This is a genomic window from Coleofasciculus sp. G1-WW12-02 (assembly GCF_040219735.1).
GTDB lineage: Bacteria > Cyanobacteriota > Cyanobacteriia > Cyanobacteriales > Coleofasciculaceae > Coleofasciculus.
The window spans coordinates 1-13,485 of the sequence record NZ_JAVJRX010000101.1 but is presented as its reverse complement, the minus strand read 5'-3'; the positions used below and the strand labels follow the sequence as shown (position 1 = coordinate 13,485).

The following is a 13,485-nucleotide window of genomic DNA, read 5'->3' as shown; positions in this document are numbered from 1 at the left end:
GTTAATGACAAATATAAACTAAAATGAAAATTCGTTTCATTCATCGCAAAAGCCAATGGACTCTGACTATTCAGGGATGGATAGTTACATTTATTTGTATAATTGCTTTAATGGTATTCACTCTCAGCACTATCTACCCATTCCTAGCGGTTAACTCTCCCGTGACGGCTGATGTCATAGTGGTGGAAGGCTGGATACCGGATTATGCAATTAAGGACGCGATCGCACTCTTCCAGCGCGGGTCTTATAATCACCTGATTACCACGGGTTTACCCGTCTCGAAGGGATATTATTTAGCCCAATACAAGAATTTTGCCGAACTCACCGCCGCCACATTTATCGTTTTGGGGTTTAACCCAGAACAACTGGTAGCTGTTCCCGCCCCCAAGGTGATTAAACATCGAACTCAAGCAAGCGCCATCGCCCTACGGGAATGGTTATCGACGTCCGAATTAGACGTAAAATCGATAAATCTTTATTCCTTAGGACCTCATGCCCGTCGAAGCTGGATTATATTTAAAGCGGTATTAGAACCAGAAATCCGAGTCGGTGTGATTGCGGCTGAACCTCAAGAGTATGATCCTAAACAGTGGTGGCACTCTAGCGAAGGGGTACGAACCGTCATTGGGGAAGTGATCGCCTATCTCTATGCCCAGTTTGTCGATTGGAAATAGCCCCACTCTAGCTTAGTTGACGTACTCCCCTGTTCCCTAACAAATGACCCATGACCATTAAAAATCCACCCCTCGCTTCAAATCCACTCCTTTGTCACAATAATGCTTATGACAAATCATCTCCGAATGGACAGTCGCCAATTCAAAGTAAGCGGGTTGATTTTTACAACGACCTGTGATAATGACTTCCGTATCACGGGGTTTCCGTAACAGCGCCTCGACAATGGGTTCAACCTGCAACAGTTCCAAATCAACCGTCGGATTCAGTTCATCCAGAATAATCGTTTTATACAACCCTGACGCTAACGCCGCCCGGGCAATTTCCCATCCCCGTTCTGCTTCTACATAATCCAAAATTTGCTGCTGTCCCCGCCAAACGATCGCGTCTCGCCCACAACGCTGATGATCCACCAGATTTGGGTAGCTTTGGCGTAAGGCTGCGATCGCGGCGTCTTCAGTATACCCTGTCCCTCCCTTCAACCACTGCATAATCAGAACCCGGTGGGATTTATCCGTACTAATTCCGCGACCAATGGCTTGTAACGCCTTTCCTAACGCATTGGTCGATTTCCCTTTCCCCGCACCCGTATAAATTTCAATTCCCTCAATCCCCTGTTCCCGAGAAACCGGGTGATCGTGGGGAACCGACTCACTATGTAAATCTGCCAAATCCAACAGCGCTGGCGGCGTTCCTCGTCCCGTGACAATCACTTCCAGAGACGGGGGTTTATTTGTCAGGGTTTGCACCACCTCCTCAACCGGGAGTAACCCCAAATCCAGCAGGGGATTCAACTCATCCAGAACCACAACCGAATAGAGATTTGACGCGATCGCGCCTTTCGCCACATCCCACCCTCGCTGCGCCTCTAGCTTGTCAAACCGGGTTACTTCCTCTTTAGTAAAAAATTCACTTCGTCCCGTGCGAACCTGATCAATCAAGTGAGGAAACGCCCGTCGCAACGCCTCAATCGCCGCATCCTCATCATAGTTCCGTCCCGGTCCCTTAAGAAACTGTAACAATAACACCCGACTGGATTCTGCACAGTTGATCCCCAAACCAATCGAGCGCAAAACCACGCCCAATGCGGCTTGAGACTTCCCCTTACCCACGCCATCGTAAACATGAATCTGACCGGTGATGCGTTCTGTACGCTCAGCCGCCGTGCGAATACCAATACCTGTCCTAGTCATTGACGATCCTTGGGACTTTATCAACCCAACTCAGTTTAACGATACAACTGGGAATATTAAGAATAACCTTCACCCTTTTATCCCAGCCAGTCTAATATAGTATAAAAATATCCCCGTTGCCGTTATGGGGGAATAAGGTAGCAGGTAGAAGCCTCCAAGGATGTTAGGTTTATCATATCTACTTTTTTATCGCTCCTTAATTTTTCCGCACTACACGAGGAACTGATACATCGATCAAAAGGAAACTATTATGATAGATATTGTTTTGCCCCTACAACTGCTCCTCTTTCAAATCTTATTCCTCTTGGTTGCGATCGCCTTAGAAGCCAGGGTTTTGCACCAACGGCTAAAACTCACTCGGAAAACCAGTATTCAATATGCCACCTCACTGAATTTATGGAGCGTTGTCATTGGTTGGTTAACTTTTTTCTTCCTAGAAACTATATTGCCCCGATTTTTGCAGAATCAAATCGTTAGTTTTATTTTCTTCGATCATCCCATTGGCAGTAGATTAGATCAAGCAAATCCTCTAATAATCTCACTGGGCATTTGTATTTTCTTTTTTACTTTTATCATCAAACTGCTGGGGTTGGAATTACTAAAAATCTGGATTCATGATAACCCGGAACAGTTGAATACGAGTTCCAATTTATCAAATAAAAGACCCAGCTTGCTTAATTTGCCCAAGCGCAAAATTACCCAATCAAAACCTAATCCTGCCTTTGCTGTGCTACTGGCTAATGCCTATAGCTACAGCGCTATTTTGCTAATTTTGGTGTTACGGTTTCTGGAGTTTAATCGCGCCCTCTGAATCTATCCCTAACCTGAAATACCTTCGGGATAATTCTAACTATCCTGAAGCCCCTAAACCCTATTTTTAAATCAAAACGATGCTCAAGAATATTTTTGATAATTTTTTGAATTGGTTCAACAATACCCTGAAATTCTTATTAGGAGTATTTGTTCCTTCTAAGGCTTTCTCTTGGCAGACCTTGATTGGGCTAAGTATTTTCTCCTGGCTCATGTCATTTTGGGCAACGAACATTTTTAAGATTCTATTAGAGAGTTTTAGTTGGTTATTTTTAATTCTAGGTGTCTTTTGGGCGACGAGTAGCAATAAAGCCTTCAGCATTGGCAAAGTTTCCTTAAGTCCCTGGATTACTGGAGCGCTGATTACTATTTATCTTTCTGGCGTTTTTACAAGAGAATTATCACCCTATGCTTTAGTGTTCTGGCCCCTCGTATCGGCAGTAGTTGCCGCATTGCCCCTTTGTTTAGATGGCAATTTTAAGCCCAAAATTCCCGATAGAGACAAACGTCAACCCCTGGTGTGGCTATTCACAACTCAGTTGATATTAAGCAGTTGGTTTCAATTCTATTTTCTGGTGCAAAACTGGTTAGTTCAATATCCCACAATCACAGCTGATACATTTAGACAAAGTGCCTTTGTTGTCAGAATAACCATCGAGGAATCCCAGCAAAGGTTACCCCGGGGGGTTACCATTTTAGATTTGATGGCATCTCGCTTAGAAGAACGACTTGATAATCAACCTTGGTCGGATGTCGAGCGAATGCTTCTCCCCAGTGAACGCGAGCAATTGATTGAGCAGATTAAAGCCCAAGTGATGCAAGAACTCACCTCTGATGATATTAAAGAAGACAATTTGTGGCAAGTGAGTTCCGGAGAGATTTCGCTCCGGGATTCGGGGTATAACTTAGACCTACAAGCCCTTTGGCAAGGTCCGCGATCGCAACCCCAACCCTACTTACTCACCAAGTCTTGTCAGATCATATCCGTCACTCGGCGAACTGACATCGGTATTAGTCTTCTCGGTCAGGTAAAATGCGATCCGGCAGAAGGATGGGGCGTTCCTAAACCGATTGTTACCTCTCAATCTCCAACTTTATGAATTATGAATTCTAGACGCAACGAATGAATTGACAAAGAACAAAGAACAAAAAACAAATGACAACTAAAACTTTAGGTAGAATTTGGACAATTGCCACGAATGGGTTTCAGGAAGTCATTCGCGATCGCATTTTTTATGTGATTGGCTTTTTTGCCCTGCTGTTGGTTGTTGCGATACCACTCCTGGGGGAAGTTGCCGCTACCACAGAAGATAAAATATTTATGGATTTAGGTTTAGCGGCGATTGGTGTTTTGGGAGTACTCGTTGCCATATTTGTCGGGACAGGTTTGATTAATAAGGAAATCGAAAAACGCACTGTCTTGGTTTTAATCCCTAAACCCATCTCACGGGCAGAATTAATTATTGGCAAACATTTAGGGTTACTAGGAGTCCTTGCGGTTTTGGTTATCGCCATGACAGCTATTTACTTAGCTCTCCTCAGTTTCAATGGCATTAATTACCCTTTAGTCAGCCTACTGATTTCGGCGCTTTATCAGTTTTTAGAGTTAAGCCTAATTGTAGCTGTAGCGCTAATGTTTGGCGTATTCACCAGCTCAATTCTAGCCACACTCCTAACCGTTGGTATTTATTTAATGGGACATTTGAGTCGCGATGTGCTGGAGTTAGGGAAACTCAGTGAAAACGCGACTCTAGAGACGATAACCCAAGCTCTTTACTTAGTGTTACCCGATTTATCTCGTCTGAATTTGAAAAATGAGGCGGTTTATGGGTTGCTCCCTTCCTCTTTGACTCTGTTAGGACATGCCGCTTATGCCATAGTCTACACGATCTTGCTGCTTGCGATCGCGATTCTGATTTTCTCCCGACGTGAATTTTAATTGGTAATTGGGCATTAGGGATTGGGGATTGGGCGAAGCATGTCCTCCTGTGCACCCCTGTTCCCTACTTCATGTATTCACCAAAATAAAATCCTGCACAATTTCTACCACTTCAGGCGCAATCTCATGCCCCATATCCACTTCTTTGTACTGCATCGGGGCGCCTAAGGCGAGTAAATAATCCCGCAATCGATGAGCTACCCTCAAAGGGACAACATTATCTTGTCTACCATGAACGATTAAAACAGGGGGCAAAGGAGGTTCAATCTCTTGAGGTGTACGATGCCAATAACCACTCATTGACACTAAACCCGCTAAGGGTAAATGTAAGCCAACATCTAGAGCCATGGCTCCCCCTTGAGAAAAGCCCATCACAATAGTAGAGCCAAGAGGAATATGGGTGAAACTTTCTAAAGACTTTAGCCAGTCTGTCAAAAGACGCTGACTTTGTGCCAATCCCTGATAATCTTCTCGTTCCAAGTCATACCACATATAGCCTCCAGGCACATGGGGGTGGGTAAAGGGTGCATTGGGTAGCAAAACATGGTAATTAGATAGAGCCAATGCTGGCACTAGAGGTTGCAAATCCTTAGCGTTAGCCCCCCAGCCATGCAAAATCACAACCAGTCCGACTGGTTGTTGACCTGTAGCTGGTGGAATTGAAATCGTCTCCAAAGACAGGGGCTTACTCCTGAAAAATTTAACCTGTGACCATACTTGGGTTACAAAGGTATTATACCTGCGAGGATGAATACCATCCGAATGAAACGAAAACAAGTTTTCTCACCAGAGGTGATTCATTCCCCACTATCCCTCTCTTGTATAGTAGGGGTATTCTCGCCGGAGCGGGATAAGCGATCGCTACATCCATGACATCAAGTGGGTTATTTTTTGTCATGGAATGCCTAAATTTCCCGGACGGTGGCGTTCTCTGGCGTTCAATCCGAGAAAATATAGCAGTTGACTTAAAAAAAAATTATCCTTCGTCCTGGGAAGACGCAGGGGACAATCATGGATTCAACAGGGGGGTTTGGGTAATAAATCGATAGAGGTGTCCAATGATTTAGCTGGACGCCTAACGCCTCACGCCATATCTGTATTTAGATTGGCGTGAGAGGGATAGGCGGTCAATCAATGGGGTATTGAACTCCATTGATTGACAACATCAGATTGGGTTTTTTGTGTTAATTTGCAGAACTTGGTTAGATGCTCATATTCCCTATCTGATACTCGCGTTGTTCACTGTTTCATGGTTGTCAAAACAGTTTCAATTTGCTACCCTTATCAGGTGCAGGTTAAATAAATTAAAAGCTAACCGCTTGCCTGTACTCTCAACCAAGACAACCTGGGATATAGGCTTGAGTCCAGAAACAGACTACACGTAGTCGCATCTGTGGGCGGGTAAAATTCCAGCAGTACAAGGAGCAGGTGACAAAACTTTTGTATTGTCCGGCGCGGTGGGGCATCCCGTGTCGTTAATAAAGCTCAGTCAATGTCCGAGGCAATAGCTGGAGTCGCTCTAGAGCCTACACCATACTGTACTCACTTGGTGTAGGAGATGTCACTTACAGTTACTCAGCCCTGACCCGCTCCCCAACTTCTTGCAGAAGTTGGAGAGCTAATTCCTTACCACTCAGCAATATTTTTAAAGCTACCTTGTTTAACAATAATGTGGCGATTGCTATCAAAGCTAATCTTGCCCTGATTTTTTAACTTGTTCAGGAGTCGGGTGACGGTAACACGGGTCGTACCGATGGCATTGGCAAGGTTTTGGTGCGTCAGGCGTATCTTCAAACGAGTCCCTTCGGGTACAGGTTGACCCATTTCCTGTTGCATCAACAGCAACAAGTGTTGTAAACGATCTTCAACTCGACGCTGACCCGCGATGGCTAGGAGTGCCTCACTTTGGCGTATCCGGTGTATAACTTGCGGTAATATTACCTGAGCCAATCGAGGTGAATCATTAATCTCTTCTAAAGAAAACCAAATCAGATGCACGTCAGACAATGCTATAGCTTGGTAAGCACTCAGTAGAGAAAACCAACGACCAAAAAACATTGAAGGTTCTGCCCAACCAAGCCACACCTCTTCTCCATTTTGGCAAAGGGTACTCAGCTGAACTACTCCTAGAGAGACTTGCCAAACTCCTTGAGCAATTAGGGGAATTTTGTCCCCTTTAGCATAAAAATGCAATCGACGTGAATCTTGGATTTCGGCTTGACCAAAAGATTGAGTCGGGTTTACGTCCAAAACGGCTCTGGAAGTTGGAATCATGAGCTGCAACTCTCTCCAGCCAGATTTTCACAAGCTGGTATAGCAGGGCAGCTCTACTGTAAGCAATCAAGGTAAAGGCTCGGTAATCAAAAGATTAAGTCAATTAAATATTTTATTTTTATGAGGTATTTATTCTAGTTGTCATGTTGTGTGTCTTCGACACTAACAGGTGAGGGATAAGTTGTGGTGGTAAGCGGGTGTACAACGATTAGACGCAAGTCCTGGCGGGTTTCGGGATGGAGATATCGTTCCTGGAGCGCTCGCCATTCCTGCCATAATTGATAACGATTGCCACTCAACTGCTCTACTAGGGTTGGTAGTTCCTTCTTAATTTCTAAGTGTAGACAATCCGATAGAAATTCTGCCAAGACGAAACTATCTTGAATTTGTCCCAAAGTACCCTGAATAGATTTAATCTCTTTCACATAATCCTGATAGGGCGTATCATAAAATTCAGTAAATAATTCCATTTGATAGCGCACTCGTTTAGCTTGTTTCCGCAAACTGTGCAACACTGAACTCTGGCTACTTAAGAGTTCAACGACATTCTCTAAACTCAAATCCTGAGTCACCTGCTTCTGTCCGTCTGAGAATTCTACGCCCATCAACCATGCGGGGTGGAGGAAAAACTGACTCACAAACGGTAACAGTAAGTCAGGCAAAATCTGATCAATGGGAAATTCGGCAAAAAATCCGTAAGTCGGCGTCTGCAACCAATCTTGAAATGCCAGTTTCATTTCCTGATAGGGTTTGTCGTTGAGGGTTTTCTTAACCTGAACTAAGACATGGTGACGCCGCTTTGCTAAAGTGCCTAATACTTTTTTGCCGATTTTTTGTTCAGAGTTGGGCAAAGTGGGCAGATACTGATTTTGCAGCGCATCTTGCATGATGTCTAAATCCCGCAGTTGTCCCAGCCGTCGCGCTACTTTAGCAATCTTTTTCTCCCTAGCGGCTTTGGGTAACACCAAGGCTGGGTCAAAACCTTTCACTACTGTTCGTAACCGTCGCATCCCTACACGCATTTGGTGTAGCGCTTCAGGATCTTTATCCTTGAGAACATCAGTTTCATACTGAATGGTTCTCTGGAAATGTTTTTCAATAGCTAGATAAGCCCAATAGCCCAAGAGCTTTGGGTTTGATGAGGGAGTGGTTATCATCGGTATGGTGTGCGGTAGACATCCGGCACGTTTGCCCCCGGGGAACAACATAGGGGTAAACGTTTGTTTTTCTGAAAATTTGTATCAAGATATCCTACCATACTCGTGACTCAAAAATTGTTATCTCCACTACCTAATGACAGGAAGGTGAACATCTGGGGGATGATTTTTGATCGGAATCGGCTTCTTCGGCAAATTTTGCCATGAATCATACCTTGCCGGATCTGGCATCTAAGGATTATCTTTAAAGGATGAGTTGTCTCGAAATGGCTTCTTGTCATCCTTTGGACTAATCAAAGTCAACCTGTTGGCGACGTATAGTCTGAGGGGATCTCGAATCGGGAGACAGATGGCTATTTAAAGCCCTTTTATCTAATGGTGGGGGGAGAGGGGGAGCAATAAGACCCACGCCATAATTTTTAATTGGGCGTTGGGATACACTCGACTCCCCTAACCTCAATGTGGTAAATTGACATTGACTTCGATACATCTGCTCACAAAGCTAGTTGAAATTGCTGCAGTGTGAGTTGATTCTCGAATTCGATCATCAACAACCAACGCAAATCAAACTAACCAGTACCGCAGGGCTGGCGGGAATGGAAACTGCCTGTGCAGACGGTCTACCGGGGACTGAAATGTACTCGTCTCAGTCTAGGTAAGTGTCGAAATCCCGCAAGGCTTCCGCCGTGAGCGTCAGCCGAACGGGAAAAACCAGGAAATCCAAGTTGTGAAGCTTGGAAGCCCACACCAAATCAAAGATTCTGGTGTGGGAGTATGTCACCGCGACTGACAATTGGGCGATCAGTTACAAACAACTAGCTAACGCAATCCAACTCCAACGGTATGACGCCTCCTCAAGACTTGGGAGCAGCAGTAAAATTCACTAGGGCATTAGCAATCAGCGACTTTTCTAGCTTAATGCCCAGACCTGGTTGGCATGAAAACTCATCGTCAGGAAAAGGCTTTTTGTAGCGGTGGGAATAACTAATATCAGCGAGCAGTTATCTCCTAGTTGATGCTCAGGATATTGATTATCTTTATATCTCTTAAACCGCGTTTACATTGAAAACCGTAGTTTTCCCCTGAGAAATAACTCCAGTTTTCTCAATGGACGAGGTTGAGATGAGGTATTCGCTGATCACTTATTTATACCGCACTGACCTCAGAGATTGGTAGAAACAAAACCGTGAATTGGCGATGAGTTATACCTATTATTTATGCTTTAGTTATGCCAACTTTTGGAGGTGATAAAAACGGATTCGCCACAAGCTGATTTATGTTCATAAGTTTGAATAAAAAACGACAGTTTGATGAATCAATAACGATTGGTATATCGAATTAGTCCAGAAACTGTGGCATCCATTATCTAAGCATTTTATCGGGAGATGGAATTAACTGAAATCTAGATTCCAACCCTAAACTGAACAAATTTACCATTTTTTAGACTGCCCATTTATTGAGGGCAATTTTATATTTGTTGGGATTCATCCATGATTTTATTTATGGAGAAGGTGAATCCTAATTTATAGAATGCAAGTTGACACCATAATGGATAGCCTGTAGCCAAACCAAAGCCATAAAACCAGGCAGTTTTTATGAAATCAATTCAATGTTTAAGTAAATCCAAACTTCTGAGTTTGCACGAAACGGGAGAACGAAATTTTTCCGGAGTGAATTTGATGGGAACCGATTTAACTGAAGCGAATCTGAGTCGCATTAATTTGAGTGCTGCCCATTTGCAGCGAGCTAATTTAGCCAAAGCTAAACTGATTGGTGTTCAGCTTAAGGATGCAGATTTAAGCAAGGCTAATCTTAAGAACACACTATTGATTGAAGCCACGCTTTGCCAAGCTAATATGACTGCTGCAATTCTCCAGGAAGCTGATTTGAGTGGTGCGATTCTCAGTGGCGCTACCCTAATCGACGCGGATTTGCGACATGCTACCTTAATTGGCACCAGTCTCATCGATGCCAAAATGAAACGAGCCAAACTGGCAAAGGCAAACTGTACGGGAGCCACCTTCAGCCGTGCTAGTCTCAAAGCCGCCGATTTGAAGGGTGCTACGTTAAATCGAGCCATTCTCAGCGAAGCCGACTTAAGGGGAGCCAACCTGACGGGCGCTTGCTTAATTCGAGCCTATTTACATCGGGTAGATTTGCGAGATGCTAATTTGACAGAGGCTGACTTGAGTGATGCAGATCTCAAGGGCGCTGATCTGAGTCATGCCAATTTGTCAAGGGCTGACTTGAGTGGTGCGAATCTGAGTCAAGCGAATCTTACGGGGGCTAATCTGACTGGCGCCCATTTGCCAAACGCGAATCTCAGTCTCGCCAATCTGAGTGGATTGCTCCTCAAAAAAGCCAATTTGCAGAGCGCCCAACTCAGCAAAGCCAACCTGAACCGAGCTAATTTATATAAAGCCAATTTGTCAGGGGCTAATTTGCTAGAGGCAAACTTAGACCATGCTAACTTAGCTCAGTCAAATCTAAAGCGAGCGGGTTTACTTCTGGCTTATTTAACTAATGCTAACTTGAGTCATGCTAATCTCAAGGGGGCTAACTTAATTGGCGCGAATTTAATGGGAGCGGATTTAAGTAATGCTTCCTTAGCCGGAACTATCATGCCCAATGGTAGGATACACTCCTAGAGCGTCCTCTAAACCGAGGTGGATTCCAGAATTTGAAGCAATCCATGTCGGACACCATAAAAAACTCGCTCAATGAGAATTCGTTCATGCTCCTTTAAACTATCTTTATAAAGTAACGCACAGTTTAAAAATTGCTGGTCGGAGGGGGTGATGCAGCGATTCATTAAAATTTGAGTCACTAAATCTTCGATATTTGTATGAGGCAGAGTAACGTTCATTGACTTCAGAAATATTAAATTCTTTTTGTTGTCATAATTATGAATGATTTTCTATGTCAATCTTGTGATCGTTCTAAAAGATGGTTTGTGATTCTTCTAAAAAGCCAATCGTGATCTGTGATCAAGTTATGTAGTGATATATGTCACAAATGAGAGAAAATCTCATATAAGACGCTCCCCATAGATCAGCCGATTTTAGGTAAGGTGGGCAAGAGTTATAAATTTGGGAGAGCCTGTGCTGTTTATGAAAATGAGCGAATTTTACCGTCAGTTAGAGAGTGCAGCGATTACATCAGAAGCCCTACGACAGGCGCAACTGGGGATGATTCGGGCAGAGGTGCGGCTAGAAGACGGGAAATTATTGGGAAGTGGGGAGTTATTCCACCGTGACTGATTTTGCCAAATTCCTAGGTTGATCGACATCTAAACCCCGTCGCGCAGCAATATGATATGCCAAAAGCTGTAATGGAATCACCGCCAGAATCGGAGAGAGTAATTCCTCGACTACAGGCACTGATAATAAAATATCAAAGGTTTGAGCGGCTTCTGGATCATGCATGGGTGTCACCCCAATCAATCGCGCATCCCTTGCTTTGGCTTCTTGGGCATTAGATAGCACCTTCTCATATACAGTACCAGGCATCGCGATCGCAACCACGGGAACTTTGGCATCCAATAGGGCAATAGGTCCGTGTTTCATCTCCCCCGCCGGATACCCTTCGGCGTGAATATAGCTAACTTCCTTAAGTTTCAGCGCCCCTTCTAAGGCAATGGGGAAATTAATTCCGCGCCCTAAAAAGATAAAATCTTGAGTTTCGGCAAACTCAGTGGCTAACTCTCCAATATAATGCTCCTGACTGGATAGGACTAATTCAATCTGGGAGGGAAGTTGGCGCAACCCTTCAATAATTTCGGCAATCCGCGACGGGGGTAGAGTTTGGCGTCGATAGGCTAAATCTAGGGCTAAACAGTAAAATGCCACTAACTGAGTGACAAACGTTTTAGTGGCGGCGACACCGATTTCCATTCCGGCATAGGTTTCAATAATATGCGGTACTAAATGCGCCAGGGAACTTTCTGAACGATTGGTAATCCCCACCAATCGCGGCTGATACTCTACTCCTAAACCACTGCGTCGCCGTGTTTCCATCTCTAACGCGGCTAGGGTATCAGCCGTTTCTCCGGATTGGGTGACGCCAATGGTGAGGGTATTGCGCGTCAGAGGTGAGGGGGCATAGCGGAATTCTGAGGCATATTGTACCATCGTGGGAATTCCGGCTAATTGTTCTAGCAGGTATTTCCCCACCAGACTGGCGTGCCAACTGGTGCCACATGCCAATATCTGAACGTGTTCTAAGTTCTCATACAAGGATTCGGGAAGTCCCAATTGTATCGGCGTGGTTGTGGATGGGGTTTCTCCGGCGACTTGGTTTTGATCAGGTATTGGGGTAATGCCATCCTTTTCTCCCACAGACCAATTACTGTTAACATAAGCCTCTAAACAGGTTCGCACCACACCCGGTTGCTCGAAAATTTCTTTGAGCATGAAATGACGGAATCCCTGTTTTTCCACTTGTACGGGATTCCAGTTGAGGGTGCGGGGGAATTTGCGAAGACGTTCCCCGTTAAAGTTGTAGACTTCTGCCCCTAGGGGGGTTAACCGTGCTAGTTCCCCATTCTCTAGGTTCAACACTGCATGGGTGTGGGGGACAAGGGCGGGGGTATCGGAGGCGCAGAAGAATTCCCCTTGACCAAATCCCAGGATTAAAGGAGCCTGTTGTCGTGCGACAATGAGTTCATCGGGATAGTCTGCACAAATAAGTGCGATCGCAAACGCACCTTGGAGTTGATTCACCGCTTGGCGCACGGCGTCTAGCAAGGCATTCGGGTTTTGAAAATCAGGGGTTGAGGGTTCGGGGAGAAATTCGGCAATCAGGTGGGGAATCACTTCGGTATCGGTATCAGAACGGAATTCATGTCCCCGTTTTTTTAAGCTTTCCCGTAATTCCCGATAGTTTTCCACAATGCCATTTTGCACCACGGCTACGCGATGATGGGTGTCGGTATGGGGGTGGGCGTTGTATTCTTCGGGTTTCCCGTGAGTTGCCCAACGGGTATGTCCAATACCGAGTCTGGCTTGGTTCTCGGTGCGTTCAAGTTTTTCCCGTAAATTATAGAGTTTACCCTTAGCGCGAACGCACTGAATTTTTCCTTCCCCGACGGTGGCAATTCCAGCAGAATCATAGCCTCGATATTCGAGTCGTTCTAACCCTGCCATTAAAATATCTGTCGCTGGTTGCGTGCCGATATAGCCGACGATTCCACACATTGAACCGCTCCCTCCTCAAACATGATGCCTTAAACATCTTATGCGATTTGACATCCTCCCCACCCTGCTTGCGAGTCGTGGAGGGGATTCCCCTCATTACTGACGGGGTTTCCTGGCTCGTCGAGCAACCTTACTCCTTTGGGTTTCCCCACAAGAGCAGGGGGTCATCTCATCCCCAGGCGTAACTTTCCGTCTGCCCGACGGTAGTTGTGCAAGACCTCGCAACGCTTTCATCAAAATATTGA

The 13,485-nt window shown here is 45.0% G+C and carries 12 protein-coding genes; 6 read left to right on the top strand and 6 right to left on the bottom strand.

The window, feature by feature from the left end; genetic code table 11:
- Positions 1-23 precede the first annotated feature (23 nt).
- Positions 24-674 (top strand): cytosine deaminase, encoded by a 651-nt coding sequence (locus RID09_RS16700; protein WP_446337055.1) that lies wholly within the window; start codon positions 24-26, stop codon positions 672-674.
- A 57-nt stretch (positions 675-731) separates the two neighbouring features.
- Here RID09_RS16700 and RID09_RS16695 read toward each other — a convergent pair whose 3' ends face one another.
- Positions 732-1,865 carry a cob(I)yrinic acid a,c-diamide adenosyltransferase gene (locus tag RID09_RS16695; RefSeq protein WP_446337054.1) on the bottom strand — a complete coding sequence of 378 codons (1,134 nt, stop codon included), beginning with the start codon at positions 1,863-1,865 and terminating at the stop codon, positions 732-734.
- 250 nt (positions 1,866-2,115) lie between these two features.
- Between RID09_RS16695 and fraC the strand changes: the two genes are divergently transcribed.
- The 3 genes from fraC (at position 2,116) to RID09_RS16680 (ending at position 4,614) form a co-directional block, all read left to right on the top strand.
- A complete protein-coding gene (gene fraC, locus RID09_RS16690) occupies positions 2,116-2,676 on the top strand; it encodes a filament integrity protein FraC (protein ID WP_446337053.1) in 561 nt (186 codons plus the stop codon).
- Between the two features lie 79 nt (positions 2,677-2,755).
- Positions 2,756-3,775, top strand: a complete 1,020-nt coding sequence (locus tag RID09_RS16685) for a DUF5357 family protein (RefSeq protein WP_446337052.1) — start codon at positions 2,756-2,758, stop codon at positions 3,773-3,775.
- 56 nt (positions 3,776-3,831) lie between these two features.
- Entirely contained in the window at positions 3,832-4,614 is a 783-nt protein-coding gene (locus tag RID09_RS16680; protein WP_446337051.1) for an ABC transporter permease, read from the top strand.
- Positions 4,615-4,683: 69 nt separating this feature from the next.
- On the opposite strand, the gene RID09_RS16675 is transcribed toward RID09_RS16680, so the two are convergent.
- The 3 genes from RID09_RS16675 to RID09_RS16665 form a co-directional block, all read right to left on the bottom strand.
- On the bottom strand, positions 4,684-5,295 hold the full coding sequence (locus RID09_RS16675; RefSeq protein ID WP_446337108.1) for an alpha/beta hydrolase: 612 nt from the start codon (positions 5,293-5,295) through the stop codon (positions 4,684-4,686).
- A 945-nt stretch (positions 5,296-6,240) separates the two neighbouring features.
- Entirely contained in the window at positions 6,241-6,888 is a 648-nt protein-coding gene (locus tag RID09_RS16670) for a Crp/Fnr family transcriptional regulator (RefSeq protein WP_446337050.1), read from the bottom strand.
- Positions 6,889-7,022: 134 nt separating this feature from the next.
- On the bottom strand, positions 7,023-8,045 hold the full coding sequence (locus RID09_RS16665) for a CHAD domain-containing protein (RefSeq protein ID WP_446337049.1): 1,023 nt from the start codon (positions 8,043-8,045) through the stop codon (positions 7,023-7,025).
- 1,595 nt (positions 8,046-9,640) lie between these two features.
- Here RID09_RS16665 and RID09_RS16660 point away from each other — a divergent pair.
- Positions 9,641-10,693, top strand: a complete 1,053-nt coding sequence (locus RID09_RS16660) for a pentapeptide repeat-containing protein (protein WP_446337048.1) — start codon at positions 9,641-9,643, stop codon at positions 10,691-10,693.
- 8 nt (positions 10,694-10,701) lie between these two features.
- On the opposite strand, the gene RID09_RS16655 is transcribed toward RID09_RS16660, so the two are convergent.
- Positions 10,702-10,911, bottom strand: a complete 210-nt coding sequence (locus tag RID09_RS16655; RefSeq protein ID WP_446337047.1) for a hypothetical protein — start codon at positions 10,909-10,911, stop codon at positions 10,702-10,704.
- Between the two features lie 250 nt (positions 10,912-11,161).
- Between RID09_RS16655 and RID09_RS16650 the strand changes: the two genes are divergently transcribed.
- Positions 11,162-11,305 (top strand): hypothetical protein, encoded by a 144-nt coding sequence (locus tag RID09_RS16650; protein WP_446337046.1) that lies wholly within the window; start codon positions 11,162-11,164, stop codon positions 11,303-11,305.
- Here RID09_RS16650 and glmS read toward each other — a convergent pair.
- Complete coding sequence (gene glmS, locus RID09_RS16645) at positions 11,288-13,240, bottom strand: glutamine--fructose-6-phosphate transaminase (isomerizing) (protein WP_446337045.1); 1,953 nt, start codon at positions 13,238-13,240, stop codon at positions 11,288-11,290. The genes RID09_RS16650 and glmS overlap by 18 nt on opposite strands.
- Positions 13,241-13,485: the final 245 nt, after the last annotated feature.